The sequence below is a fragment of the Thalassotalea sp. PS06 genome (assembly GCF_007197775.1).
Lineage (GTDB): Bacteria > Pseudomonadota > Gammaproteobacteria > Enterobacterales > Alteromonadaceae > Thalassotalea_A.
The window spans coordinates 3,099,947-3,125,891 of the sequence record NZ_CP041638.1 but is presented as its reverse complement, the minus strand read 5'-3'; the positions used below and the strand labels follow the sequence as shown (position 1 = coordinate 3,125,891).

Annotated in this window: 24 protein-coding genes; 10 read left to right on the top strand and 14 right to left on the bottom strand. The window is 41.6% G+C overall.

All coding sequences use genetic code 11. The features are described 5' to 3' along the window. Positions 1-128: 128 nt before the first annotated feature. Positions 129-635: a DUF4234 domain-containing protein gene (locus FNC98_RS13755; RefSeq protein WP_144034879.1), complete on the bottom strand. Its 507-nt coding sequence runs from the start codon at positions 633-635 to the stop codon at positions 129-131. Between the two features lie 172 nt (positions 636-807). Here FNC98_RS13755 and FNC98_RS13750 point away from each other — a divergent pair, with 172 nt between their 5' ends. Then, positions 808-1,353 carry an outer membrane beta-barrel protein gene (locus FNC98_RS13750; protein WP_144034878.1) on the top strand — a complete coding sequence of 182 codons (546 nt, stop codon included), beginning with the start codon at positions 808-810 and terminating at the stop codon, positions 1,351-1,353. Positions 1,354-1,441: 88 nt separating this feature from the next. Here the strand turns inward: FNC98_RS13750 and FNC98_RS13745 are convergent, their stop codons facing one another. The 4 genes from FNC98_RS13745 to FNC98_RS13730 form a co-directional block, all read right to left on the bottom strand. Then, complete coding sequence (locus FNC98_RS13745; RefSeq protein ID WP_144034877.1) at positions 1,442-1,858, bottom strand: hypothetical protein; 417 nt, start codon at positions 1,856-1,858, stop codon at positions 1,442-1,444. Positions 1,859-2,065: 207 nt separating this feature from the next. After that, positions 2,066-2,719 carry an outer membrane beta-barrel protein gene (locus FNC98_RS13740; protein WP_144034876.1) on the bottom strand — a complete coding sequence of 218 codons (654 nt, stop codon included), beginning with the start codon at positions 2,717-2,719 and terminating at the stop codon, positions 2,066-2,068. A gap of 156 nt (positions 2,720-2,875) precedes the next feature. Then, positions 2,876-3,487, bottom strand: coding sequence for a redoxin domain-containing protein (locus FNC98_RS13735; protein WP_144034875.1), 612 nt, complete (start codon positions 3,485-3,487; stop codon positions 2,876-2,878). After that, positions 3,480-5,465: a protein-disulfide reductase DsbD gene (locus tag FNC98_RS13730; protein WP_260680364.1), complete on the bottom strand. Its 1,986-nt coding sequence runs from the start codon at positions 5,463-5,465 to the stop codon at positions 3,480-3,482. Before FNC98_RS13730 ends, FNC98_RS13735 begins: the two co-directional genes overlap by 8 nt. Before the next feature lie 355 nt (positions 5,466-5,820). Between FNC98_RS13730 and FNC98_RS13725 the strand changes: the two genes are divergently transcribed. From FNC98_RS13725 to FNC98_RS13715, 3 genes are read left to right on the top strand one after another with little or no spacing between them, the layout of a single operon-like run. After that, entirely contained in the window at positions 5,821-6,300 is a 480-nt protein-coding gene (locus FNC98_RS13725; protein ID WP_144034873.1) for a hypothetical protein, read from the top strand. 27 nt (positions 6,301-6,327) lie between these two features. Further along, positions 6,328-6,789: a hypothetical protein gene (locus FNC98_RS13720; RefSeq protein ID WP_144034872.1), complete on the top strand. Its 462-nt coding sequence runs from the start codon at positions 6,328-6,330 to the stop codon at positions 6,787-6,789. A 48-nt stretch (positions 6,790-6,837) separates the two neighbouring features. Next, positions 6,838-7,098, top strand: a complete 261-nt coding sequence (locus tag FNC98_RS13715; RefSeq protein ID WP_144034871.1) for a nickel-type superoxide dismutase maturation protease — start codon at positions 6,838-6,840, stop codon at positions 7,096-7,098. 19 nt (positions 7,099-7,117) lie between these two features. Here the strand turns inward: FNC98_RS13715 and FNC98_RS13710 are convergent, their stop codons facing one another. After that, a complete protein-coding gene (locus FNC98_RS13710) occupies positions 7,118-10,009 on the bottom strand; it encodes an MSEP-CTERM sorting domain-containing protein (RefSeq protein WP_144034870.1) in 2,892 nt (963 codons plus the stop codon). Further along, positions 9,999-10,535, bottom strand: coding sequence for an archaeosortase/exosortase family protein (locus FNC98_RS13705; RefSeq protein WP_144034869.1), 537 nt, complete (start codon positions 10,533-10,535; stop codon positions 9,999-10,001). Before FNC98_RS13705 ends, FNC98_RS13710 begins: the two co-directional genes overlap by 11 nt. 282 nt (positions 10,536-10,817) lie before the next feature. On the opposite strand from FNC98_RS13705, the gene FNC98_RS13700 reads away from it, so the two are divergent. Then, positions 10,818-11,210: an MAPEG family protein gene (locus FNC98_RS13700; RefSeq protein ID WP_144034868.1), complete on the top strand. Its 393-nt coding sequence runs from the start codon at positions 10,818-10,820 to the stop codon at positions 11,208-11,210. A gap of 242 nt (positions 11,211-11,452) precedes the next feature. Then, positions 11,453-11,956 carry a DUF3016 domain-containing protein gene (locus tag FNC98_RS13695; protein ID WP_144034867.1) on the top strand — a complete coding sequence of 168 codons (504 nt, stop codon included), beginning with the start codon at positions 11,453-11,455 and terminating at the stop codon, positions 11,954-11,956. A gap of 42 nt (positions 11,957-11,998) precedes the next feature. Here FNC98_RS13695 and FNC98_RS13690 read toward each other — a convergent pair whose 3' ends face one another. After that, positions 11,999-12,550, bottom strand: coding sequence for a hypothetical protein (locus FNC98_RS13690; RefSeq protein WP_144034866.1), 552 nt, complete (start codon positions 12,548-12,550; stop codon positions 11,999-12,001). A 397-nt stretch (positions 12,551-12,947) separates the two neighbouring features. Next, positions 12,948-14,966 (bottom strand): polysaccharide lyase family 1 protein, encoded by a 2,019-nt coding sequence (locus FNC98_RS13685; RefSeq protein ID WP_144034865.1) that lies wholly within the window; start codon positions 14,964-14,966, stop codon positions 12,948-12,950. A 587-nt stretch (positions 14,967-15,553) separates the two neighbouring features. On the opposite strand from FNC98_RS13685, the gene FNC98_RS13680 reads away from it, so the two are divergent. Then, entirely contained in the window at positions 15,554-16,108 is a 555-nt protein-coding gene (locus FNC98_RS13680; protein WP_144034864.1) for a hypothetical protein, read from the top strand. A gap of 207 nt (positions 16,109-16,315) precedes the next feature. On the opposite strand, the gene FNC98_RS13675 is transcribed toward FNC98_RS13680, so the two are convergent. After that, positions 16,316-17,266 (bottom strand): homocysteine S-methyltransferase family protein, encoded by a 951-nt coding sequence (locus FNC98_RS13675; RefSeq protein ID WP_144034863.1) that lies wholly within the window; start codon positions 17,264-17,266, stop codon positions 16,316-16,318. A 1,366-nt stretch (positions 17,267-18,632) separates the two neighbouring features. Between FNC98_RS13675 and FNC98_RS13670 the strand changes: the two genes are divergently transcribed. The 3 genes from FNC98_RS13670 to FNC98_RS13660 all read left to right on the top strand — a co-directional run bounded on the left by FNC98_RS13670 (position 18,633) and on the right by FNC98_RS13660 (position 21,635). After that, positions 18,633-19,493: a glycosyltransferase family 2 protein gene (locus FNC98_RS13670; protein ID WP_185967979.1), complete on the top strand. Its 861-nt coding sequence runs from the start codon at positions 18,633-18,635 to the stop codon at positions 19,491-19,493. A gap of 57 nt (positions 19,494-19,550) precedes the next feature. Then, complete coding sequence (locus FNC98_RS13665; RefSeq protein ID WP_144034861.1) at positions 19,551-20,426, top strand: hypothetical protein; 876 nt, start codon at positions 19,551-19,553, stop codon at positions 20,424-20,426. Between the two features lie 168 nt (positions 20,427-20,594). Further along, positions 20,595-21,635 carry an IS481 family transposase gene (locus tag FNC98_RS13660; protein ID WP_144034860.1) on the top strand — a complete coding sequence of 347 codons (1,041 nt, stop codon included), beginning with the start codon at positions 20,595-20,597 and terminating at the stop codon, positions 21,633-21,635. Between the two features lie 117 nt (positions 21,636-21,752). On the opposite strand, the gene FNC98_RS13655 is transcribed toward FNC98_RS13660, so the two are convergent. From FNC98_RS13655 to FNC98_RS13640, 4 genes are all read right to left on the bottom strand, one after another. Next, entirely contained in the window at positions 21,753-22,142 is a 390-nt protein-coding gene (locus FNC98_RS13655; protein WP_144034859.1) for a hypothetical protein, read from the bottom strand. 425 nt (positions 22,143-22,567) lie between these two features. Beyond that, positions 22,568-23,602, bottom strand: a complete 1,035-nt coding sequence (locus tag FNC98_RS13650; protein ID WP_144034858.1) for a DUF1566 domain-containing protein — start codon at positions 23,600-23,602, stop codon at positions 22,568-22,570. A 295-nt stretch (positions 23,603-23,897) separates the two neighbouring features. Continuing rightward, positions 23,898-24,488, bottom strand: a complete 591-nt coding sequence (locus FNC98_RS13645) for a DVUA0089 family protein (RefSeq protein WP_144034857.1) — start codon at positions 24,486-24,488, stop codon at positions 23,898-23,900. Between the two features lie 415 nt (positions 24,489-24,903). Then, complete coding sequence (locus FNC98_RS13640) at positions 24,904-25,425, bottom strand: hypothetical protein (protein ID WP_144034856.1); 522 nt, start codon at positions 25,423-25,425, stop codon at positions 24,904-24,906. Positions 25,426-25,945 lie beyond the last annotated feature (520 nt).

Genomic DNA, 25,945 nt, shown 5'->3' with positions numbered 1-25,945 from the left:
AAAAGTCAGTATTGCCCTGGCAACACTTTTCTTGATCTTTTGGATGTTGCAGATGTGAATCACGAAGACAAATTAATAGAGAGGGGACCAGGGGTTTAAGGCCTAAATCGCCCCTCTTCAAAAGTGGATTAAGACTGGTTGTCTATCGCTTCATTGATTTTGTATTGAATATAAATCGCGCTGAAGAAGAATGTCAGGATACCGTTTAGGTAAACGGGCTCTGCATCTTCACCGCTCATATTGATAATTTCTGCAATCGCACTTCTCAGTGAAAAGATTGCGACAATCCAAGCGATAAAATATACAAGGTTTATTATGCCTTCTGCATTTGCAATTGTTTGTTGGTCGACAAACACAAATGGAAGTGAGATAAGGCCTATCAAACACGCGATTACGATGTAAATCGAGATAAGACTCGCTTTCTTGTTTTGGCTCAGGGCGTTAGTTTTTTGTGAGCGATTGTATACCCAGTAGATGTAGTATAAGCCTAACGTAACAATACCTAGTAGGAATACTCCCCACGCAGAGAATCTCTTAAATTCCAAAATGGGCTTGTTACCAGAATGAACACCCAAATCTGCCTGCGGTGCTTCAAATACGTTTTCTTCATTTGCTTGTGTGACTTCAGTTGTCATAACTTCTCCTTTTTGTATATAAACGACTTATCCTATCAGTGATCTATTTTAAAACCTAGTATTTGCTGTTGCTTTTATCGCCGATATTAATCCTGAAAATAATTGTTTACTTGTGCAATTATCTGATTTTTAATGAGCTTTCCATAGAATTAAGTTTTACAAGGAATTAAGGATGACATACTTAAAAGCAGGAAGCGCTACGCTGTTAGTCTTCTCATTATTTTTCAGTCTCAAGCTACAGGCGATGACCGATGACAAACCCTATTCCCTGGGTATTGGTAGTTACGCTCTAACCATAAGTGCCGATGACTCAGGTTACGAGGATGACGATTTTTCAGGGTTACTACTTAACGCGACTTATGCGTTTAACGATAATGTCGGAGCTCGTTTCAACTATTACACGCTAGAACACGATGATTGGTCTGATCTGGAAAATGACGGATTCGATATCCTTGGTTATTACGGCACCGGTTTATTAAGCGAAGGTTTTAAAGCCTATATTGGCGGCGGTGTGTATCGGGAAACCTGGGAAGTCAGTGGCACTGACTTTGACGAATCTTTTTCGGGTTTCCAGTTAAATGGTGGTATCGGTTATCACTGGCCTGCGGTTACAATCGATTTAACTCTGGCGCTGCGCTCAACCGGAGATTATGAAGATTTTGCAGAAATCGATACCAGCGCAATTGCTTCGGCATTGTCTATTGGTTTTCGATTTTAGTTATTGTTAGCATCATTAAAAAAGTTTTAAAAAAGGGCGCCTCATAACTTGAGTTGCCCTTTTTTATTATCTTTAGCGATGGCTGGAACTAGAAGCTATAGCGAACGCCAATGGCAGTGCTAAGACCGAACTGTAATTCATCGTCATCGTTGCGATGGTCATCATCGTGCATTTCTAACTGCGGTGCCAGTTGACCATAGAGATGCCAGCCTTTGGCGAAATGCAATTTAATACCGAAAGGAACCCGCAGACCATAGTCATGCTCTCCGGCATAGGCGCCAGCGGCAATGTACCAGGAAAACGGCGCATTTTGCTTGAATGTCCCTTGCTCAAATTTGTAATCCAGGCTTACACCGTCATTGCCGGCAAAAAGTTGTACATTATCGATTTGAGCACTAATGCCAAGCCCCTTATCGATACCTAAACCAAGTTGAACATTGGCGTTAGCCGTTAGAGGTAAGCACAGAGATAAAGCCGCTACCAGGCTCATTGAGAACTTCTTCATAGGAATATTCCGAGTTTTTGAAAACGAATCTTTGAGTTCTGGCAGTGACGCCAGTATTTATAAGGGGGGCTGAACGGTAGATACCGTCAATGGGAGCATCTTAGATAAGTCGGGTAGCGCTGGCAAGGTTTTGCCAGCGATGTCACATTGATTGCTGAAATTTTCTACGATTTACCAGCGGTTTTAGAGGTAACGGTGGGAGTAGCTCTAAAAAACATAGTGAATGCCAACATTCACACCATAAATGTTTTCAGTTTCGGTTTCGTATAATTCGTGCTCGATAAAAACACTCAGGCGATCTCTTCTTCCTTCAACGCCAATAGCGTAATGGCCATCGGTTCCGCTATCGGAAACAGATTCTCTGCGGTCAATATCTTCTATTTCAGGATCAAAATAATTAACCGTCAAAACCGTGTCATGATCGGAATTCCAACGAAACAATCCAGCCTTAGCGTAAAGACTAAAATGGCGATTTATTGGCAGAGACCCTTTCAGGTTAAGGCGAAAGCCGTCAACACTTATGGTTGAGTCGCGATACAGTTCGACATTGCGATCTGTAGTGCCCGCAAATTCCTGCTCGATGGTTTCTTCAAGTTCACTTAAAACGGCATAACCCGCCTCAATGGCGAAATATTCGTTGAAACTGTAGCCGGCAAATAATTGATAATAAAAACCAGATTTGTCGACGCTTCTGGATTCAAGGTCATTGTTGGGGTAATCGTAACTGCTGGAACCCAGGCCAACACCGGCGTAAAAAGGGATGGGCGAGCGGGGGATTTCAGCATTGGAGGCGAACGGACACAACAACAAAGCAACCACGGTTACTTTGCGACATATCCCTATGATTTTCCTGTTAATCATTAACACTACACCAAACGTTATTGTTGTTACTTTTAATCTAGCACGTGACCTCAATAAGACAAATTTATGTCGGATTTTTTTACAGAAAAACAGGAATGGGAGAGAGATTGTAAAGGGGAGAAGCGATAAGCTTCTCCCACAGAAATACGCTAACGATTAGCTTTTGTATTTAACAGAACAGCCGTAAGGTGGTGTTAGTTTGTTTTCCACTTCGCCACCAGCCATCAGTGAGGTCAAGCCGGTATCGACGTAATTTGTCGCTTTCTCAATATCTGCTGGGTCTGCCGATTTGATGCTGTCGATAGCACCCGCGTATTTAAGCTCGCCTTCCGGATTGATGATGTACATATGTGGTGTAGTTTTGGCGCCATAAAGCTTACCTACATCACCTTCAGGATCGAACAATACGTGTGAAGGAGCTGCTTGACGCTCTTTGTTTAAAGCCACGGCTTCTTCGGCTTCAACATAACCTTGCTTACCTTCGGCAGAGGAAATGACCTGCAACCAGACCACATCTTTGTCGGTATACTTGCTTTGTAGATTTGGCATATTGCCACTTTCATAGTGCTTTTTAACGTATGGACACAGATGATTGGTCCACTCTAAAACTACATATTTACCTTGGTAGTCACTGAGTTTAACGGTTTTGCCCGCTTCGTTTACTAACTCAAAATCCGGCGCTGCCTCGTCAACTTTAACCCCGGCTTGCACCGACAGGGATAATGCGAATGAGAAAAACAAAGTTAGTATGGCGCTATGTTTAACCATGATTGATTTCCTTTTTAGCTTGATTAATGGCCTCAATAACAATGTCGGCCGTAAGTATTTGTGGCAATACCTGCTCATAACTATCCCCTGCGTATATGACATACAAGGGCACGCCAGAGCGTTGGTACTGTTGTAAAAATTCAAGAATTTCGGTGTTTTTATTAGTCCAGTCTCCAACCATATAGTTCACTGTAGAAGACTGGAGAACGCTTTGCACTTGCTGATCGGCAAAGGCGACTTGTTCATTCACTTTGCAGGTAATACACCAATCTGCGGTCATGTTAACCAGCACAACCTGATTGTTCTGTTTTAACTCAGCAAGCGCTGCAGGACTATAGGCTTGCTCAAAGCTCGCCGTATTGTCAGTCGCATTATCATTTGGGGTCACAGATGCACTTATGTAGGTAGCAAATACCACAAAGCCAAGTGCGCTTACCTGCATTACGTTTTGCCACCAGCCTCTGCTTACCGACGCTATCCATAGAAGCAGTGCGAATAACAACAACGCCATCATCAGTACAAATTGAGCACTGCCATTGCTTTGTCCAAGGAATACCCATACTAGCCAAACTACAGTTGCCAGCATTGGAAAGGCCAGGAACACTTTAAAGGTATTCATCCAGGGGCCAGGCTTGGGAAGTCGGTTACGAAACGTTTTCGATACTATTAATAAGGTCATTGGCAAGGCAAAGCCGATGGCCAGAGCGTTAAAAATAACGAATGCGGAGATATTGTCGCTTAAAAGCGCCACACCCAGTGCTGCTGCCATAAACGGCGCAGTACAGGGCGAGGCGACAATCGCCGCCAGTACGCCGGTGAAAAACTGGCTGATAAAACTATCGCCCTTGATAAGGGACTGGCCGACGCCTGCAAACTTAGCACCTGTTGGGCCAATGTCGAGAAGGGTAAGAGTGATATAAACAAACAGAAAACACAGCGCCACGATGACCGCAGGTTCCTGCATATGAAAACCCCAGCCAACGGCATTGCCCGATTCCTTCAGGGCAATGATAAGAACGGCGAAGACATTAAAGCTAAATAGCACACCAATCAGGTAGCCGAGTTTTTTACTCAAGGACATTGTTTGCTCGGATAACGACAGGGCTTTAAAAGACAGCACAGGCAATACGCAAGGCATGATATTGAGAATTAAACCACCAACAAAGGCCATCACTACCAGTAACCAGAGACTGCTGGTTTCGGAGGTTTCGATTGTGGCGGGTACCATGCTATTGGCTTGAGTTGTCAGGTAATAGCCAGTTTCGCCATCACTCACCAGAAACTGTAACGCATCGTCGGATTTTACAAAGTAGTCGGACAGCGGAATAACACTGGTAAATTGGGTACCGTCAGCGATAGCTTGTTGTATCTGGTTATGCTGAATAACATCAGAGCGAATTGGAAATACGGTCCAGTTTGAAGCAACAGGTGCGGTGAAGGCGATGGAAATATGTTCTTCGGTTATTTCGTACTTACCTTCAAGTGCCTGGCTTTGGGGCAGAGACTGGCGCTGATCATCAAACAAAGGCTTAGAAGTGGACGGTTGACTTTGTTGTTGCACCGGTAATGTCAGGGATAAGTCTGCCCATCCAGGGATACAGTCTTCTTTACAAACCAACCAGGATAAAGAGGCATCTATAGTGATGTTGTCTTGGTTAAGGTTTTCAGGCACCTGAACCGGTACCATTAACAGGTTGGCGCCTTCATAGCCATAGTTTACCAGATGGGCCACCGGGATAGCTTTGGGGATTGGCCATTGAATGTGACCAAATTGCAGTTCGGCGTCACTGCTCCAGTTAATAGTTGGCGCCTCGCCGGAATCCCCGGGGTTTTGCCAATAAGTGTGCCATTCATCTTCCGGTTCTAACAGGATCCCTATCCACTGTTCACTGCCGGGTTGCCAGCTTTGATTTTCGCTATGGATGGATACTTCAATATGCGGCCCTGTCGCAGAGGTATTAGCTGATGCTAAGTTCATTCCAATAAATAGGAGTGAGCTCAAAACTATTTGAGCAAACAGCTTAAAATCATTTTTTCTTAATTTATTGATAATGCCATACATTTTTAGGTTATCTTTGTTGGGTATTGTTAACACGCTCGAAAGATAGGAGCGAGATTACTTATACGCACTTTGTTAAGAATTTGTTTAATTGTTTTAAGTGTTAGGACCGGGGGAGTCAAGAAATTACCTTCCCGCATCGTTAATTTGCGATAACCACCCAGAAAATCAAGGTAGAGTTTCGATTTGAGATAACTTTTATCTAAAAACTTGCAAATCTAAATGATAATGATTATCGTTTAGTGGTGTTTTTGCTTCTTGAAGGTTATCCAATATGCAACAAGTTCAGCAACCCGATTCACCGAAAAAACTGCTTTGGCGCACGCTTTTAAAACAAGGGAATGATTTCTACAGTAAAGAGCAGTGGCTCAATGCCGAGCTTGTTTATTTTCAGGCTTATGAGGTTTTATCAAAGGAATGCCAAAACTATCCCAACGATACGGATACCCTAATGGCCTGGATTTGTACCTGCCACAACCTCTCGACCCTGTTCGAAGCTCAGGGGGAATTGCGAACCTCACTTCATTATCTGTTATTACCTCAAGATTATTGTCGCGCCTTGTTGGAAAAAAATGAGAGCTGTGAAGAGGTGCGCCTGCTAGCCATTCAGGCTTTATCTGTAACCTGGACGCCGATTGTCGAATTTTCCAAAAAGTATCCAAATATTCAACACTGTGGGCAGAATGCGATGAAGCATACAACCAGCCCCGTTAATCGTGGTTCGAAAGCAGCTTCTCAATCGATGCTTCACTAATACTTGGAGAGTTTTGCGGAGGAAGGAATGTTTAAATTGATGATGTTACTCGATCAGTTATTTGGATTTGCGTCAGTAAACGCTAAAGAGATGAATGGAAAAGACGCTTATCAAAGATTAGTGAAAAAATTTAAAACCATTCGCAATCGATACCGGCTTACGAGAATTGAAGAAGATTTTGCTCGTGCTGCGGATGATTTATTTGGTCGTGAGGCCAATGTGAATATTGAGGCGGAATTGATCCCTTGTTCTAATACCAATTTAGAAGCCAAATTGGGCTTAATGGCTCAGGCCGAACTGTTTGAATTTAACCAAGATAGGATGCTTAAAAAAGACAAATTATTTGCGAGTAATCGTCTTATCGAGAAGCTTCGCACGCGCTTTTCATGTGGTAATAAAAGCCGTTCTGATCCTGGTGATTATTCCAGCGTGTTAAAAAGCCACGGGAATCTGACTTACCCTCTTATGCCAATCTCACTAACAGAATAGGGCGTAATGATGATTGGTTTTAATGTCTTAAAGGTGCAGGGAGAGGCGATGGAACCCTTACTGCCTGATTCGAGTTATCTATTGTGTACCAGTTTGCTTAATTTTTTGCCAATTAAACCTGAGCAGCAATTGGTCATTAATCACCCTGAACATGGCGTTAATGTCAAAACCGTTGCCATGGTGGATAAGAATGGGCTGATCTGGAGTCGCAGTGAGAATACTCAGAGCCTATCTGTTGAACAATTCGGCCCAGTGAGTAAATCTCAGGTGCTGGGCCGGGTTCTTTGCGTTATTAGTGCTCCAAATTAATTTTTCATACATTTGAAACTCAATTTTTTATTCGCCATTGGCCAATATATCTTTGAATCTTTGCAGGCTTTAATGCTGCAATAATCGCAAATAGTAATAGCAATATCCAAGCCGCGGGCTCCGAAGCATCAGTTTCATTCTCGAATTCCAAACCACTATGATTATTTAACGACTGCTTTTCTTTGCGTTTTAACATTTCCCACTGTGAGGCACTTTCGACAACAATTAACGATGTTGTAGGAAGCACAAGGCCATGGTTTTTGCTTTCGTTTAGAAAATACGTTCTTTTCGATTCCAGTAGAGAAGGATTGGTACTTGCTCTTTCCCATTCTAACCATAAGCTCGCATATTTCTGCCAATCATCAGTTGCCGGATATTCTTTATTTGTTTGTTGAACAAAAACAAAGCGCTTTGTTGCTGGTGAATAAAATTCTGGCGTTAGGGACATGTCACCGACCAGACTTGATGTATCCGTTGCAACGGCCTTTAAGCCATCTTGGGTTGTTAGTATCAATACCCTTTTGAGTCCAGTTAGCGGATAGATCAAAGATAGCTCTTGATTCACCGAGGCATTGATAGGGCTTAGTGGGTGAGCCTGAACCTTGTCAGGGGTCGCTTCATACCACTTATCGAAATCGGGGATTAACGATTGCCAGGCACTCAAATCGATGTTTTTGAGTTTCGTGGGTTTATCGGAAATGCTGATAAAAACGGGTACTTGATTGAGGTTTTCGGGCTTTAGATTTTTATCAAAATCAATAAACAATTTTGCTAACGCCTGTTGCTGCCAAAAGCCGCCAGCTCTGGCAAGAGAGATAGACTTTATTTCTTGCGCTAATTGCTCGGTGGTCAAAGCGCTTAGTTCACTGATCTCGACTGTGCTGGAAAGACTGATATTGGCGGCAGATATTTTGGCTGAATCGATATCAAATTGTTGCTGAATTTCAAAAATACGTTTGGCGAAATCAGACGCTGTAAATGCATTGCTGGCGCCATAATCCAGAATAAAATGCAGATAAGGTTTTCGAAGAAACGCAAATTGGGAAACCTGCTCCATAGAAATCGCATTATTGTTTGTGTCGACAATGGAGCCGGAAAGATTAGATGAGGTTAACGCTAATTCCTGGTCGCCCAGTGTTATCGTAGCCGCAGAGGCCGGGTGATAGGTAAAATCAACTTCAACTTCGCGAATTCCCTGTTTTGGAAATGGGTAAACCCTAAAGTCCAATGTCTCAGGTGATGAATAGTAGATTAAGGCTGGGTCTCTGCGAACCTCAGTGATTTTTTCAAATACCCAAATAGCTGTCTTTTTATCGAAGATCTGGCCATCCTCCCAGGTATCTCCGATTTTCAATCGCAAGCCACTTACAAATACACCTTTTGGGATGGTGATGGATTCACGATACAGCGAATGGGTATCATCGCTGTGGTTACGCAAGGTGAGCTTTAATGTCTTTTTAGTCGTTCCTTTGTCGATAACAGCCATAGATTGAACGCTGGTATCCGTGCTCGGTGGTGTCAGCCATGTTCGCCTTGAAGAGTTTTGACGTGAAGTTATTGAGTTTGGTGCTTCGGCTATTTTCTCCCCGGTAAGAAGCTGATACATAGATTCTATTTTTTTATCGGTCAGAACCATATCGCCAAATACGATTTTATTGTAGCTACCTGATATGTAGGGAAGTTGTGCGTTTTGTTTGCGGTTTCTAAGCTGCACAAGAGCGTTTGCAGCCCGTTCCATTTCTGATGCCGATAATGCATCAGACTGCATGTCATGGGAGTAAAAATAATCAAGACTGGTATGCAAGGCCTTCTTATCCAGGTTTGCTTGAACCAGCAGATATCCAGGGATGATCAAAAAGCCACAAACAGCGATGATAGCTGTTTTCATACTTCCGATTTTTGTTCGACATGTAGTGAATTCGCTGTAAGTAACTCGCGCTTGAAATATCCCGAGTGCTAACGGTGTCAGCATTAAAAAGCCTGCGCCCATAGCGATAATGGCAAGCAGGGATAAAGGCAAAAACGGCAAAAATACCAAGAAGAAATAGACAGTAAAGGGCAAACACAAGAATCTTAAAAACAACACCTGAGGGGTAAATCTATCCATCCCCGGCTTTAATAAAAGAATTGCTCCGTTACCGATAGCTAACACGTAAATTATCGGAGTTTGGAGATCCGCGGGGAATGGAATCTGGATGTTTAATGCAAGCCCCAGTATTGGCATGATTAACCCAAAAATCGTGGCGACTGCGTAATGATTTTTGTATAACACGCCCGATTCGTTACCTATCAGGATTTTGTCGCAAAGACGAATGATTGCGCCCAGGAACAAGGTAACCATGATGACAGATAAGGTTATGGTGATAACAACGGATAACTGCCCCAGCCAAGCCGGTTGGGTTATCACTACGAATGCATACCACAATAGGGGCATTGCGAGGCTTAAAACAATGAGCGAGCCCGCGCCACCGGTAGTTTTAATTTTCGAGAATGTTGCCCGAGTAAGCGCATAAAGTGAGATAAACGCGCCGGGCATGAGCAATGTAATGGTCCATCGTCCAACATTGCCTTCATTAAGAATCCAGGGCTGGATGCTATTGGGGATAATGTCACTGAGTGTCGCTACAAAGAAAATCATGTAGCTCACATGTGCAGCGAGGGATACCAATTGAATTTTCCAGCCTATCGTGACTTTATTGATGAGTTGCAATGCCATGGCGACTAGAGTGCCGGTTAATAACCCAATTTGCAGACAAAGGACTACTAACGCCCAACGACGTTCTTCCATGTTTGCCTCTTCGCCGATAAGCTGCCAGCTGTACAGATTGAGACCTATCAAGCTGAGTTGCGGCAGTACCATTGCCCACAAAATGACATGAAACAATACATGTGAGATGGTTTTAGGTTTCATTTTTGTTTACCTGCATATCAAGCTTGAGCGTAATTAATAAAAATGCGACGAGAAACGTTATGCTTCCGATAGCAACATGGAGTATTTCCTGAAGGTTGTCGGCGTTGAAAAATGACAATGTCTGGAATAGATAAATGGCTGAAAGCACTCGCATTGTGTTGGCAAAAATGACAATAGGGAAGGCGAGAAGTAACCAAGATATCGAAATATTCTGAAGATGTTTTTTGTAGATAAGAAATGACATCAGTAAGCAGAAAAACGTTGTGCCACTGCATGATTCATTGACAACAAAACTGGTGGAATGAATCAAAAAATTCCATTGCTCACCATCGTAGGAACCGAAGCCATAGAACCATTCAACTAAATAACCGGTACTAAAAATGAATACGGATTTAGCTTCTGGTAGCTGCTGGAAAAACAGTCGCAGGATAAAGTAGGAAATGAGTAGTAGAGAGATAGAAAACAGCTTGTTTTTATCATTTTCAACTAGGGCTTTTATACGGCTAAGAGATGACATTAATTCCATTTAAATCTGTAGGTTATGCTAATGCTAACTTGTTGATTTCGATAATTTGGTTTTTCTTGAAATCAACAATCTGAGTAATTATTTGGCGCAATTTACAATAAATTAAATCAACTTTTGACACAAGGTAAGAGCTCGTTTTGCATATAGCTCAAAGTCGTCGTGATGGCTTAATCTTCAAAAGTTAGCAAAGGTCTTTCCACTCGGATACATACTCCATTGCGCAATGGCCTTATCGGAGTAATATAGAGGCACAAAAATAAATCAAAATTTCAGAGGTTTAATATGACAATCGAACTTTGGTGTCTGTTTATCGCAGGCTTGCTGCACACCCTTTCAAAACTGCCATTGGTAAAAGCGCAGGCGAAAATGAAGGGCGGTTATGACAATAACAATCCTCGTGAGCAACAGGCATCCCTGTCTGGATGGGGTAAGCGCGCCCATGCTGCTCACAACAATCAAATCGAAAGCTTTCCGTTATTTGCCGCTGGTGTGTTAGTGGCGATGGTTACCGATGTGACATCGAGCGCAGTCGGCTATCTGGCAATTGCTTATGTTATTTCCCGAGTTCTATATATCATTTTTTATGTGAAAGACATTTCGAAATGGCGTTCACTGGTTTGGGTTGTTGGCTACTTCGCTTCTTTGGCACTGCTTTGCAGCCCGGCTTGGGGTTAACAAAAACTTGGAATATTAGAACCGGTTTGCCATTGGGATTAGATCCGAGTGTACTTCTGCTCGGACATTTTCGGTTTAACCATATCCTTGTTCGAGTGAAGAGTTAATTGAGCCAATTAGTAATTTTCTCAAGCATAGCGCAAACTTAGAAGACGACTCAGACTTTTGCTATTGGTTAATTTAGTTTGAGGGAGATTGCTACTGCATCTAAGCTAAAACTAAGTTACCAACAGGAGAATACAGTGAAAAAGCTATTCGTTTTGATATTCATCGTGCTGCAGGCATCGTGCTCCAGCACTGAAGAAAAGCCAGAAACCATTGTTGCCCAGGATAGAATGGTAACGGTTACCTTGATTCATCCTGATGAATTTACCGATATCGAAGCGGGTAATATGGGGGTGCAGTCCCGGTTTGAGCAGAATGTCGCAGACAAGCTGGCTGAAGCACTGGCAGATGAATTTGAAGATAAAAACGCCACCATAGATATAAAATTCACCGACATCGATTTAGCGGGCGATACTCGTTTTAATACCCAGGAAATACGGGTTATCAAAGACCTATACATTCCTCGTATGGCATTTGAATACACCATCAAAGATGCTTCTGGCAATGTGGTGAAAGAGGGCAGCGACGACATCAAAGATATGGGGTATTTGGACCGCAGACTGTTTGGGATGGAAGCTGACGACCTCATCGGTTACGACAAGCGGATGCTGGTGGAGTATTTTGAGAAGATCTTGAAGTAGATTTACGCCAAGTTTAAAAATTTAAAAGATAAAAAAAGCCAACTAATGTTGGCTTTTTTTATGTGGTTCATTTCTACGTGAAATCAAAAGCCCACAAAATACTAGGCTTAGCAAAACTATGGATTGCGGTTCTGGTATGAGCGCTGGACGTGCATTGAAGTCGCCTGTAGCTGTAAGTGTAGCCCGAGCGAGATTCAATGAACCCATATACATTGAAAATTGAAACTCTTGATATCCATCAAGAAAAAACGCTAGCTCCGGATGACCTGTAACTAGACCACTAATTCTAACTTCTAAAGAGGTTTCAGAAGAGTTTCTTGCTCCAAATCCAGGTCCATTTTCATCAGGGAAGCCTAAGACGATATATTCATCATTCTTATCAAAAAGGTCACCTTCAAAATAAAAGGTGAACAGTAGAGAGCTAATCGAATTGAATGTGCCATCGAAGTCGGCAATTAAATCAACTTTAGTATCTCCTGATACTTCAATTGGAGTATCACTATCGATTAATTCGACTGTGATTACATCAGCTTTAGATTGGCTAAAAACAAAAAACAGCATTAAGGATAAAACTACTTTAAAAGGAGTTTTCATTTTATTTCCTCGTGCGTGAAAATTGCTGAATTACTCAGCAATAACTAAGCCATTGCTGCAACTTGTTGATAAGTCTTGTTTTTAGTTTTTGTGTTAAGTGAGTTTAGTCCGTTTTGTAAATTTCTTGGGCAGTACGGCAAGGTTTCTTGATGATTAATTATGTGATTTGTTCCGAAGAGATTCTCTTAAAAATTTGAGCAAGGTAATTAGCTCGAGTTATCGAGATTGAACTGTATTTAATTGTTTTTTATTTGGTATTTTGTACGCATAATTCGGACAGGGGATCTACCGATTATGTTACCAAGCAAGCGCCAATAAATTATCTTCAGCCGTTATGAAATGCTTGTGCAGGCTCGAGTAAAAAAGAGCCGAATAATTCGGCTCTTATGGATTTGCTTTATTCAAAGCATTCTTCTGCATTTCCCATTATTTGAATGGCTCGTTGCTCTAAAAACGTTTCAATGGCTGAACGACCACCACTAAGGGTGGTATGAATGTCATTAGGGTCATTGGGATCTAGCCCATTTTCTTGTTCGAACGTATTTAACATACCATCGTTATCGCTGTCTTCGGAATCGATATCGCGAGATGTTGATCCCCAAAACAGGTCTGGATCTTTATTACCGTTATACTTGCCGGTTCTATCCATAACATCGTTTATTGCTTTGGTATCTATGGCATCTCTTGGGAACGCCCCCGCACACTTCAACACTCTTTGATAGGCTACGGTTGAGCTATCGGTGGTGATTGGCTCATAACCCGCTTTTTTACTGAAATCTATAGGCTGTTCGTTATCAAACATATCTGCCGTTACTACGCCTTTTAAATAAAAATTGTAATTCGTCAATTCCAGGAAAGGGTTGCTGAACGTACCTGTGTAGGGCTTGTTCGGGTCATCAACATAATTATCAAAGGAATAATAAGTTAACTGCGGGTTTGAATTTTCAGGGTCTAACCAAATTGGCAATAAGGTTTCACTTGGACCATCAATGTAATAGTTACCAATGATGTTGAATTCACCATCTGCAGGGTTGTGGTGCACGGTCGCTTCCTTACTATTGTAAACAACGTTATTACGGATATCTGCTGGCCCGTAAGCAATGGCTGGCGCTCGTCTTCTGTTGTGTGCAAATAAGTTATGGTGTACGGCAATTAGACCGCCACCCGGACCATTAAGTAAGCCATTGCCTTTTTTGTGGGTTTGTGTCTCTCTAGGGAAACTGATAATCGACCACTGCACCGTGATGTTTTTGGCACCACTATAGAAATCAATATTTTCATCACTCGCGTGCGATGTACTCACGTGATCAAGGATAACGTGGTTATTCGATGAAAACTGAATGGCATCATGATCTTTTTGAGACCTTCTCCCAAGTGGCGGGCGTACTCTAATATGTTGGACAATAATATTCCCAAAGCTATTATCCGGATCACGAATATAGCGCGTATAAAGGTGACCATGGAGCGTAACCCCTTCGGTGCCTGGCGCCGTTTGCCCTGCAATCGTTAAATCACCATGGTTAATGGTGATGTCGCCATCGATAACGCCGGAAACATCGAACACGACAATACGCGCACCAGGTTGGTCAATTGCATCTTGTAAGCTTCCCGGGCCGCTAGTATTTAAGTTGGTAACTTTAATTACCTTTCCGCCTGCGCCGCCAGTAGTATTTCCGACAAACCCCTGAAATGGAAGGCTGGCAACTTGTTTTTCTTCATCGCCAGTTGTAGATCTAAATTCAGCGCTGACATCGCCAATGAATAGGGTGGCTGCAACCGTAGAATTAAAATCTGTGGAGTTCTGTACTCGCACTTTTACTGTATCACCATTATTTACCGTGCCCTTTGATGATACAAATGCACCGCCATTAACCTTATATTCACCGCCAACAATCCGGATTGGTGTCGCGGTATTGATACCGGTAACTGTGATGGTATTTGAAGTGGTTTGTGAAGATGGGGTTTGTTCAGTGGCGTTGTTAAAGCTAAAAGGTTCAGGGACGGAATCTAGCGACTCGTTTTCAGTGGTCACCTCAAAGCTCGCTTCTACGCCGCCAACATTAACCGTTGCTGAGGTTGTTTCACCGTAGTTGTTTGAGCTTAATACTCGTAAGGCTAATGTATCGCCGTTTTCAATGAATCCTTTATCCTTGGTAAATGCTGCTTGGTTAATCGAATACTCGCCATTATTAACATTCACTTCAGCTTTAGATGTTATGCCGGATATTGTAATGCTCTCGGAGGAAATGAGAGTATTTCTAGGCTGGTCGTTTTTCGCCGCGAATGAAAATGCGTCCGGTTTTTGAACGATAGCGCTACTGTTTTCATCAGTGCTAACTTCATCATCATTTGAGCACGCGGTGAGAAATGAAACTAAAAACAATATTATTATTGGTTGTTTAAATTTATTACGCATAAACCACCTGTAAAAGGAATTATCAAAATTATTTTATCGATTTAAAAAACAGAAAAAGGCTGGTTTCTCGCAGTGCAGCAGTATGAATAAATAGTTCCATTTAGCTTTGCTTGATGCGCTTAGAGGCGTCTAGGTACGCTTAGCGGGAGTATCAGAGCAAACAAAAACAACGGATATACTGGCAACGGGGGTAAGCATTTTTCGAAAAAAGTATTTCTTAGTTCGGCGAGCCAATCTGTAACAATTTGCAAAGCTTTGTACCGTTGTGATCTATGGTTCAACTATTTTTCAGTGAATTCAGGTGGCTACATGTTTTGTTGGGAGCGAGTCGGTTGTTGCTTTCTTTTTAGATTTGAAATTGATTAAAAGAATGGTGCCCTCCTAGACTTGCGCTGAGGATCTACCAATTCAGCGTCATTAACGTCTAGAGCTTATAATGTTCACGTTAACAGTAAAGCGTTTAACGACTTGAATTCGGTTGCTTTTCTACTAAGTTTAGGAATTAAACGCAGGCGTAATTAGAGCGGAGTCAATCTCTAAGTAGGCGTTTTATATTGATGAAACTAAATTAACACAAGGAGACAGTTATGCGAGTTTCAGTATTAATATCGGTTGTAATTTTAATGTTCTCGCCGTTGAGCATGGCAGGTGAAGGTGAAGCAGTAGATAAAGAGAAGTTGAAGCACATTGTTGATGGTTGGACTACAGGAACCTGGGAACCTTTAGTGATAAGAGTTCGTGGTGAAGGTGGCTGGAATATCAGCGATGATGAGGAAAAGCCCGCAGTAGCGAAAAAAAATGATGACTATAGCCTGACCTTTTATGAGGCTGGCGGTGAGCCGATGTGGGTTCTTGATTTTAGCTCAGGGTATTACGATGTTAAGAGTTATGATAAGGAAAAAAAGAAGTTTGGTGAAACTTATCGAGCATCGTTTGTAAGCTATGAATTAAATGGTCCAGATGATTTTTCCTTTCTGATCATGTGGGATGAACCGGCTAAAGATGGCAGTAAAAGGTATTCTGAGGGGACAAGTTTAGGTGCTTATAAAAGCTGGTCAGGCTTTAAATTAGACAGTAAAGGGGGCCGAAATTACAATTTTTCAAATATTTTCACTATCAAAGCAACGTCAGCTACACCTTAAATTCGATTTGCTGCTTTAAATCAAAAAGCAATCAAGTTAGCGATCTTCAATTTGGTTTGTTAGCCGATTGACGGTCGCTTTCTTATTGCTAACCTAAAGCATTATGTAGTTACCGTGGTAGCCAATTTTACTTGACCACCACATACAGAAAGGGGTTAACCTTGCGAAAAAATTAAGATAGCGAATCTTTTACTGAGCACCAATTGTTCAGAATTTCTGTTCTACTGACATCACCTTGGGGATCTCAGTAATATGGCGAAGATCGCTTCCACAACAACCACCGAAAACATTCAGCCAGGGCATTCGATTTTTAAGTACGGAATACTGTGCTGCCAATTCAACAGGGTTACCATCATCAAGGACGTCGCATTCGTCAAGCTCAGAATGGCTTAATCTTGAGGCGTTACAACGAAGACCGCGTATGCGCCTTGCCCATGGAGCATCATCAATCACATTTGAGAAATGATCGGGGTGAGCACAATTAATCATAAAATAAGCTGGTCCGTTATCTGTAGCAGTATCCACTTGTCGGATAGCGCTCTCTAGTGACTGACCTGTTGGGAGCTTTCCATTGGTTTCGACGGTGAAAGAAACAACAATTGGCAAACCGGCGCTCATCGCTGCACGCACAGCGCCTATAGCCTCTTCGGCCTGAGTGAAAGTGAGAGCGGTAACCATGTCTACATCAGTTTCAGCAAGCCAGCCAATTTGCTGAGCATGGTATTTCTCGGCATCGTCAGCCGAAATCATCTCTTCCGGGGAGTATGCATCTCCTTTGGGACCAATCAATGCATTAAGGACAATAGGTTGCTCATTTTCTGAGAACTCATTTCGCAGCCTGGCAGCAAATAAAACCGAATCAGTATTTGCTTTTCTAATTTCATTTTCGCTAGCGACCAGGTCCTCAGCCCAGTGCATATGGGCTTTCCATGTTGGGCAGTCCAAAATGAAACCCGCTTTTGATTTCTTAGCAAGTGATAACATATCTTTGAAGTAATGTGAGAGAACCTCTCGCCCTTCATTATTTTCTAATAATGTATGTGCCGCAAACTCTCGAATATCGACTCCCTTATTAAAAATGATGTCCGTCTCAAGTACTGCGTCATTTAAGAAAAGTTCGCCAGAAAGTTGAGGGAGAGGTTTTCTGTTTTGTCTCATTCTTCAATTCTCCTTTGCCTGAGGCGGATTAGCTCTGCCTTTAACCGTTAGTGTTGGTGACTTATGTTACTGAATAATAGACGGTTTGGCTGGTGTTCGCTTATTTTATCCTTACTTGTTTACCCGAATTGCTGTCTGTTTAATGGGATGTAAATTTGCACTTAAAGCTGATCCACGAATTGCATCGAAAAGAGAGCCATTATCATCAATATATTTTGCTGTATCGTCAGAAGATTAGCACTCCGCCATCTGGCTCATTTGGGAATGCAATTTCGCTGGTTTTTCGGCTCAATCTTGAATGCAAATTAATAGGTTTGTTCAAAACTCTAACTCCATTGACCAGTTAAATGCGGTTGTTTGGGCAAATCTTCAGTTTGTCGTGGTCGGTAATAACGGAACAATCATAACGTCTTTTGATGGTGTTTATTGGGAGCCTCAGCAATCCGGTACCACCCAGGATCTCATATCGGTTGAATGGGTTGACGGAATTTTTACCGTTCGTTCAGAAACTGGTGAAGTTCTGCAGTCAGAAGATGGAATTCATTGGTCTACTGTTGACTGCTGCTCCTTATGATGTGGCTAGCTCATCTCGATTAAGATGTTTTCTTCAAGCGCTTGAGAGAATGGTGGCCCGTCCCTGACTTGAACAGGGGACCTACCGATTATGAGACCAAGCGAACGCCAAAATCGAACCAGTAACCCACTGAAAAAGATGGGTTTTTAGGCTACACTTATGCATTCCTGACCGGTTCCGACCCTATACCGAACTATGATTTCGCCCCGAAGCTGACCTTTATAGTAACTCCAAGATTTTTATAGGAAAAATGTTCCGAACTCCGAGCATTCACCGAACTGAAACCCGTGGGGTGGGTGGGGAGCAGGAGTGGTAGAGGTTTTTTAAACTCGTCGGAAATCGAAGTAACTGTCTGACTTTTTTTACACCAACAAAAGATGGCTGTTTAAATTTTTATTTAAATCAAGAGGTTGGGTGGTTGGAACGCTAATTGTCTAAGGTTTTTTGAGTATTTAGATATACGGAGGCAGTAATACACTAGGGAGCATCCAAACTAACCCAAAAGGCCTCAACCATGAAACCTTTCAAAAGCTTTTCAATAACTGATTTTTGCACGAAGAAGGGAATTGAATTTTTCCATGAGTAATTTCCATTCAATATAAACCAGTTATTGCTTAAGTTTAATTGTTTTTTATTGATTTTTAAGCATAATTTATCCTTTGTACTAGTATAGAGAAGTGCAGGGATGAATTGAATTTCGCGAGGGTGTATTCGGTAGAGTGTAATTCTTAGATGTACTGCATAGCTTCTAAGTAAGCCTGTTATATCAATATAATTTACATGGATGACCTCATGCTTTACACAACACTATTTCACAATTTTTTTTCTTTAAGGCCTAAAAAGTTAATAGCAATCATTACTCGATGTAAAGATGAGTATTTTGTTGGGGAATTTGTTGACTATTATCGAAGGGAAGGAATAGATGATATTTTCATAATTGATGATGACAGCAATGATAAATCTATCTACGAAAATATCCTAAAAAAGGAAAGTGCTAGTGTAATTTTTGAAAAAAATATTATTGAAAAAAATTACGCATCAAAATTATATAAATGTTTGCGTCGAAAATACGATTGGGTGCTTTATATTGATGTTGATGAATTTATTCGCACTAATTCAGAAAAAACTATTCGAGAAATTTTACTAGAGAAATTTTTGCATGCTGATTGTATTAAAATCCCATGGGTCATGATGTCTTCTAACGGTAGAGATAAATCACCAGTCAGCATTTTAAAGGCTAATACTTGGCGGTGGAATCATGATAAAAAGCACCTTCACCATATAGAAAAATTTAGGTGCCGCTATGAACAAATCGAAGTCAAATGTTTGTTCAAGACCTCTGTATTTAAGGATATTTGGGATCATCATCCCAAGCTTCCTACCAGTGAACCATACATAGTAGATTCCATTTATGGGAATAAGCAAGAGCTCAATCCATTTCATTCGCGTTTACGGGAATCCGATATTAAAAACGGATTGTTGCTCTGTTACCACTACCGCATCATATCCAAAGAAAACAACAGAGCGAAATTGAAGACTAATTACTGGTATAAACGAAATGGCTATTCATTAAGTGATTTAGAGTCAAGCGATTATGCTGAAGTTTTTGACAGCTCAATTGCTAACAGAAATGCCGCTCAATTGCACTTGTAGTAGGATAATACAGGTAACTAAAAATATAAGACCAAACTATGTTGGAGTTCAACATTCATGGATATTGCAAATTTGGGTAACCGAATTACTTCTGAAGGAAGAGTTTTTCTTAGGCAATTTAGTAAGGTGAGTCTAGGCAGAGCAAGTAGATTTTATAAAGCATTTAGTAAACAAAAGGGTTATGAAAACTTAACATATGTCCATGTTGGGAAATGCGGTGGTTCATATATTACATCTAATTTGCCTAATTTACGCAGTATTCATATGCAAAAACCTATATTTGATATTAACCAAAGGTACATTTTTTGGCTGAGAGATCCCATTAAACGATTTGTTTCGGCTTTTAACCATTCCTTAAGCATTATTGAGTTTGATATTTCTGGATATGATGAAAATAGCCTTTATCATGCCTCCGATACTCCTTATTACAAGTTGCCGAATAAAATTCACAGTAAATTAGCTACTGGTCACCCATTTGCTGAGTGGCCAAGTGGGAAGCGTTACGAAAAATTAATTAAGTTATTTGGAACTGCAAATGATTTGGCAGAGTCTTTAACGTCTACCAATCCTGTTTTGAAAACGCAAGCGGAATGGTTAATGAGAAATACCGAAGTAGAGCATATAGGTAGGGGGCTGGGATGGTATACAGATAATGGAAATTTTATAGCGCAACATTATAAAAATATTTTATTCGTTGGTACTCAAGAAAATATGCAAGAAGACATGCGGAGGTTGTGTGTCTTGTTGAATGTAAATTGTCCGCACAAACAGCAAAGGATCAGAGCGCAAGCACACGTAAATAATAGATATTTATCAAAGCGAGCGATTTGTAATATAAAGGAGTTTTATAAATACTCTGACTATGCCGCTTTAAATGTACTAAAAGAACACAACTTGATAACAGAAGAGACTTATCTAAATTATTTGAATTAGTTTCGAACAGGGGGTGACGAAGAATAGAGAAGTATGTTTATAGGTAACTTAACTTTTTAATCTGAATTAGTTCCGACTAGATCTGACATATCTTCTTGAAAAGTTGAGAGTTACCCATTTTGATTAAAGGTGTCGAATCTTTGAATCAAAACAAAAGAGGTAACTCTCATGTTATATACTAACAACCCAATCATTAAACACAAAGCTGGCTTATTAAATTTAGCGGAAGAGCTCGGTAATGTGTCGAAAGCCTGCAAGGTGATGGGTGTATCGCGAGACACGTTTTATCGCTATCAAGAGCTCGTTGAAGATGGTGGTATTGATGCCTTAATCAACCAAAGCCGCCGCGAACCTAACCTCAAGAACCGTGTCGATGAAAGCACCGAGCAAGCGGTCCTTGATTACGCCATAGAACAACCTGCTCACGGCCAGCATCGAACCAGCAATGAATTACGCAAGAACGGTGTATTTATCTCAGGCAGCGGAGTTCGCTCTGTATGGCTTAGGCATAACCTGGAAAACTTCAAGAAACGCTTAAAAGCGCTTGAAGAGAAAGTCGCCAACGAAGGCATCATCCTTTCTGATGCACAGGTTGCCGCGCTGGAAAAGAAAAAGCATGACGACGAAGCTTGTGGCGAGATAGAAACGGCACATCCAGGCTATCTTGGCTCTCAAGATACGTTTTATGTTGGGAACCTAAAAGGTGTTGGCCGGATATATCAGCAGACCTTCGTGGATACCTTCAGCAAGACGGCGTTTGCCAAGCTCTATACCACCAAAACGCCCATCACAGCGGCCGATATTCTCAATGATAAGGTGTTGCCATTCTTCCAGGATAATGAGCTTCCAATGCTACGTATTCTCACTGACCGCGGGACGGAGTATTGCGGTAAAGTTGAGAAGCATGATTACCAGCTATATCTGGCAATTAATGATATCGATCATACAAAAACCAAGGCGATGTCACCCCAGACGAACGGTATCTGCGAACGCTTCCACAAAACAATTCTGAACGAATTCTATCAAGTTACATTCCGGAAAAAGCTCTACAGCAGCTTAGAGGAATTACAGAAAGATCTGGACGATTGGATGGATTACTACAACACTGAACGGACGCATCAAGGAAAAATGTGCTGTGGCAGAACGCCAATGGAAACGCTTAAGGATGGCAAACAGATTTGGGCGGAAAAGAATTTAGCTCAAATCTAAACTGACAGATACCTTATCTAAAAATGGGTAACTGTCAGATCAGGTCTGAGCTACTACATTTTAATCCTTCTTAAACTGGTACAGCTACAGCACTATTTAATATATCTTGGTGAGAGCTTAATAAGGCGCTTCCCCAAAGCCAGGCCAACGTTTCGCTAGTTCTCGAGATTGAACCGTCAACTCTTCACTTACCGTCTTTTCATTTTGACCTTCCCGAACAAGCTCACGGTACAGACCCTCGATTACATAGAATTTCTCGTACCACCATTTAGACTTCTCTTCAAAACGAAAGAGGCGATTGGCAACGTATAAAATCCCAGGCAAACCGGCTAAAGCGGCATTACCTGCTGGACTTAAATAACCAAGAGCAATGGACAAGGCCGCAGCTGCACTGCTAACCGTCGCCAGAATAAGAAAAAGATAGGCTAGTACATAGTTCAGCTTGCCCAGACTTCTGCAAGCCAAATAACGTCCTTTTAGGTCTTCTGAAAAGCTTTCAATGTCCATTATTATTCCTTTTATAAAGGCAAATAAAGCTATAAAGGATTTACAAAAAACCTTATTAACTTATTGCTTCATTTAAATATTAGTAAATAAAAAAAGTAATTACTAAAAAAGGGGCAGGGGGTAGGGAGGGGAGCAAAAATGAAAAAGAAAATTAGAGAGGCTAGAAGAAGGGAATAGCTCAAGCTGAGTGATAGCTGAAAATTTTAATTTCCCCTAGTCCCTCCCACCCCCACCATTCGGGCGGGGGGTTGTCGGTCGGGGAAATTTCCCTCTTAGCTGCCTCTTTACCCTGTTCGCCAGATTGTCCCGCTTCGGGGCCGTTGGGTACCTTAAGTAGGGGGCCAGAGGCGAACCTAACGCAAGTGTCCTTTTGGAAATTCTCACTTCTCCAGAGGCCCCTTGTACTGAAGCTATTTAGCGAACAGTTAGTCTTTTTCGTTTTTAACGGCAATAAAGCCTGGATTAGGAATTCCATTTGGTGGTGAGGCACTCCGAAATCCAGTAGTCGCACAAGGGTTATTGTCTATACCTGGATCATAAATTCCGTGTCTTGTGTCAATGTCTTCTCTGGCTTCTTTGGGCGTATGAATAGTCTCGCCAGAGAGAAAATTAACGACGTATGCGTCGCTGAATCGAAACCTATTATCAGCCCCGTAATTACGAGTTGAACACGCAAAGATTAAGTCTGAAAAAATTGAAGTTGGATTGACAGCGAAAGACGTTGAACTCCAATAATAAACATCCACACCGGTAAGAGGAATCGTCGTGGGTAGTGAACGATTTCCACCGATATCCGCTGTTCGGTAGTCAAGTAAACTTTGTAGCTCCCTCACATTCGGAACTCGCCAATCTCCTGGTTGGCTACCGTCTGCCAACCCGCAAATAGAAGTTATTTCATGGCCTTCTAAATTTTCCGCAGCTTCCAATGCACCATGCCAATCAATACCCGGGTAGCAGTCTCCCTTTTTTAACCAGGTTAATTTGGTAAAGTTGTCGGTAAAGGTACCGTCTTGATTATCGATAAACCTTATCATTGGCAAAGGCAATCCGCTTTTATATTCCGCGTCTTGCCCAGATCCTGAACAACTGTTACTTACGTGCGGATCATCTGGGTCAAGCGATTCGCTAAACCAACATTCCTTTTGTCCGGTAGCGGGGATCCGATATAAATTCTGTTCTTTTTCAAGGGATGCACTTAACTGACCTACTTCATTTTCAACTTTCAGTAATTCAGTATTCAAACTTTCTATATCAGACTCTTTTTTCTTGAGTAGGGCTGTCGCTTCGGACAGCTGCTGATTTGTGGCTTCCAGCTCAGATTCTAGCTGTTGAATTTGATACTTCAGGAAAGGGATACCATTATTTCCCTCTTTCGCTGGTGGGGTATCTGCAGCAAGCCCAGCACCGGATATGATGATTAAAGTAATAGACAATAAACAACAATTCCATTGGTATTTCATTAGTTTTATTCGCTTTTGGAGGTGACTCGTTTAAAAAGCATAGGTCAATAGGCTTGAGTTCGCCATGCAAAAGGATACACGTAAAACTTGTTAACCTATTGAAATTCTTTTGCTTAGCTCCACACCCTCACCCTCTCATATTCTTGTGGAAACAGCCTCAGGGGAAAAACCCGAGGCTAGTCAGGTATGCTGCAAGCAAGAAAGTTAGCCACTAGTATGGGAGTTGCTACTGACGACGCTAGTGGGTAACTTCCGACTTATTTTTAGGAGCCCAAAAAGGCATTAACCTTTGCGTTTATATCTTGGCTCTCAGTCTTAGGAGGGCAAATAAAGGAATAACAAGTAAAAGTAAACTACCTGGCTCTGGCACTGGCTCTGGCTCTCTTATAAAGTCCATGTCATCACGAAACACCTCCCAATATCCACCTGCGCGAGTTACAGCTCCTTCGACGTGAAATGTAAATGTAGTGCCGCCTGATGGAGGTTCAATTTCCCAAACCCTGTCAAACGGGTCATCATAAATGCTATTTCCGTTCGGGAAGTTTGGAAATTCTGTTATCGCAATCAGGTACCTTCCGGCTTCCAAAAATATATGGATCGCTGAATCCCAAACGCTTCCACCATACTCACTCGGGTAATCGTACAGATAATCGTCATCATTATATGTAATTAAGTCACCTTCATAATCGAATAGCGTTAGAATTGGATCGAAATTACCGCGTCCCCACGAGGTTGTGAAGAATATATAGTCACCACTAACGGGTAAATTCAGCTCGATATAAGCAACATCATTGTTAGTCTCAAAATTCCCTTCAATAGTCAACAAGGCTGCCTGTGATACGCTAGAAAGCATCAGACAGAACAACAATGCGACAAGCTTTCTCATCGATAGTTCTCCTCTGTAATGGAATGAATTCAGTCAGATAGAGCAAGTTTCAGTCCATGCCGTATTTATTGTTTTAAATCAGTTGGTTATTATTTCGTGTCTTTGTGTGGGTTTAATGCTGTGTAAGTTTTGTTGTCGACAAATCGGCCGCGGCAAATAATTTTTGATAGTCGCCTTTTCCAATTTTCGTCAGAGGAACTCAAGTCGAGCCTTTCTTGAGTTGCAGTGTAGTGGTATAGAGATTTTGGCTCTTTTGCTAGGTGCGTTGTGTTCATATAAGATGTTGCTTTTTAAGCAGTGTAGTGACGGGCTAAACAAGGCTCATCCGTGAGCTTGTATTCTCCGACCAATTTAGTTTGAATAATTGACCATAGCCAATCGAGACTTCTTAAGTTTGGGGAGATTTAGGGTATTGTTAACTTTTGCTTTTTAGTCTTTTCGCCATAAACCCAACCATGCCGCTTAGTATAAGCAGGATCGTGCCTGGCAAAGGTACATCTCTGGGTTCTTGCAACCTATCAACAATGAAATTTATCTCCAACGACGCGGGCCCAGCCGATTCGCCGAGTCGGAATAAAGCAGGTAGTCCAAGTACGGGAAAGAGGTCCATTCCTACAGTCGCTAATGTTACATCATAAATCTGCAAAGGAAACGCACTACAGTCGACGCCAGCATTGCATGCATCGAATGCTGTTGATGAATTGTTATTCCCTGGAGCATAAGCGATAACTACTATCTGTGAAAGCGTTAAGTCAGCTGACAGTGAAAGGCTAAAGTAATCGCTATAGTCAGTTGTGATATTTCCGACTTGACTGAGTAATAAATTATCTCCGGCTTGTAATACCAGTTGAGTCGGATTCATGAAATCATCACTTAAATCGCCATCAACACTTTCGTCCCATATTATACCGGCTTGAGCAAAAGAAGTGATACCCATTAAAGCTATACAACCAAGAATTTTTTTAATGTAATCATGTTGTTTCCTATGTAGGTTATTGTTAAAGCTCAACGTACCTAGGCAAAAAACAAGCCATGTAAAATAGTCAATTAATTCATGCTGTTATTGAGGGGCTTTCCTCGGTAGTAAAATATTTAGACAATGAATCGAACAACTTTTAATGGCAACGAGGGGCTGATTGATGAACCTTATGATGGCGAACCTAGAGTTGTTCATAAAACCGTTTTGAGTGCTCATGTGTTAATTTGCATACAGAATTGATCCGAAAAGACTACAAAGTTGCGTTCAAAAGGGAGCCAGAATATGAATGCTAACTATATGAATGAACGACACAAGTTTTTGATAAGAACGGATCATTATTGAATGCAAATCGTGGGTCAGTTTTAAGTGCAAATTAACAGTTTTCCATCATTGTTTGGGCTGGCAGCTATGCAATGCAGCGATAGTAAAAGCAGTGTTAGAAATGCTATAGCTTTCAATTTTTGACCTTTTTATGTAA

Coding starts and splice junctions, on each gene's coding strand:
- FNC98_RS13680 (WP_144034864.1), top strand. CDS start 15,554: ATGCGAGTTTCAGTATTAATATCGGTTGTAATTTTAATGTTCTCGCCG.
- FNC98_RS13660 (WP_144034860.1), top strand. CDS start 20,595: ATGTTATATACTAACAACCCAATCATTAAACACAAAGCTGGCTTATTA.
- FNC98_RS13690 (WP_144034866.1), bottom strand. CDS start 12,550: ATGAAAACTCCTTTTAAAGTAGTTTTATCCTTAATGCTGTTTTTTGTT.
- FNC98_RS13665 (WP_144034861.1), top strand. CDS start 19,551: ATGGATATTGCAAATTTGGGTAACCGAATTACTTCTGAAGGAAGAGTT.
- FNC98_RS13700 (WP_144034868.1), top strand. CDS start 10,818: ATGACAATCGAACTTTGGTGTCTGTTTATCGCAGGCTTGCTGCACACC.
- FNC98_RS13710 (WP_144034870.1), bottom strand. CDS start 10,009: ATGAAACCTAAAACCATCTCACATGTATTGTTTCATGTCATTTTGTGG.
- FNC98_RS13725 (WP_144034873.1), top strand. CDS start 5,821: ATGCAACAAGTTCAGCAACCCGATTCACCGAAAAAACTGCTTTGGCGC.
- FNC98_RS13655 (WP_144034859.1), bottom strand. CDS start 22,142: ATGGACATTGAAAGCTTTTCAGAAGACCTAAAAGGACGTTATTTGGCT.
- FNC98_RS13735 (WP_144034875.1), bottom strand. CDS start 3,487: ATGGTTAAACATAGCGCCATACTAACTTTGTTTTTCTCATTCGCATTA.
- FNC98_RS13745 (WP_144034877.1), bottom strand. CDS start 1,858: ATGAAGAAGTTCTCAATGAGCCTGGTAGCGGCTTTATCTCTGTGCTTA.
- FNC98_RS13650 (WP_144034858.1), bottom strand. CDS start 23,602: ATGAAATACCAATGGAATTGTTGTTTATTGTCTATTACTTTAATCATC.
- FNC98_RS13645 (WP_144034857.1), bottom strand. CDS start 24,488: ATGAGAAAGCTTGTCGCATTGTTGTTCTGTCTGATGCTTTCTAGCGTA.
- FNC98_RS13715 (WP_144034871.1), top strand. CDS start 6,838: ATGGAACCCTTACTGCCTGATTCGAGTTATCTATTGTGTACCAGTTTG.
- FNC98_RS13740 (WP_144034876.1), bottom strand. CDS start 2,719: ATGATTAACAGGAAAATCATAGGGATATGTCGCAAAGTAACCGTGGTT.
- FNC98_RS13675 (WP_144034863.1), bottom strand. CDS start 17,266: ATGAGACAAAACAGAAAACCTCTCCCTCAACTTTCTGGCGAACTTTTC.
- FNC98_RS13640 (WP_144034856.1), bottom strand. CDS start 25,425: ATGGGTATCACTTCTTTTGCTCAAGCCGGTATAATATGGGACGAAAGT.
- FNC98_RS13670 (WP_185967979.1), top strand. CDS start 18,633: ATGCTTTACACAACACTATTTCACAATTTTTTTTCTTTAAGGCCTAAA.
- FNC98_RS13705 (WP_144034869.1), bottom strand. CDS start 10,535: ATGGAATTAATGTCATCTCTTAGCCGTATAAAAGCCCTAGTTGAAAAT.
- FNC98_RS13750 (WP_144034878.1), top strand. CDS start 808: ATGACATACTTAAAAGCAGGAAGCGCTACGCTGTTAGTCTTCTCATTA.
- FNC98_RS13755 (WP_144034879.1), bottom strand. CDS start 635: ATGACAACTGAAGTCACACAAGCAAATGAAGAAAACGTATTTGAAGCA.
- FNC98_RS13730 (WP_260680364.1), bottom strand. CDS start 5,465: ATGAACTTAGCATCAGCTAATACCTCTGCGACAGGGCCGCATATTGAA.
- FNC98_RS13720 (WP_144034872.1), top strand. CDS start 6,328: ATGTTTAAATTGATGATGTTACTCGATCAGTTATTTGGATTTGCGTCA.
- FNC98_RS13685 (WP_144034865.1), bottom strand. CDS start 14,966: ATGCGTAATAAATTTAAACAACCAATAATAATATTGTTTTTAGTTTCA.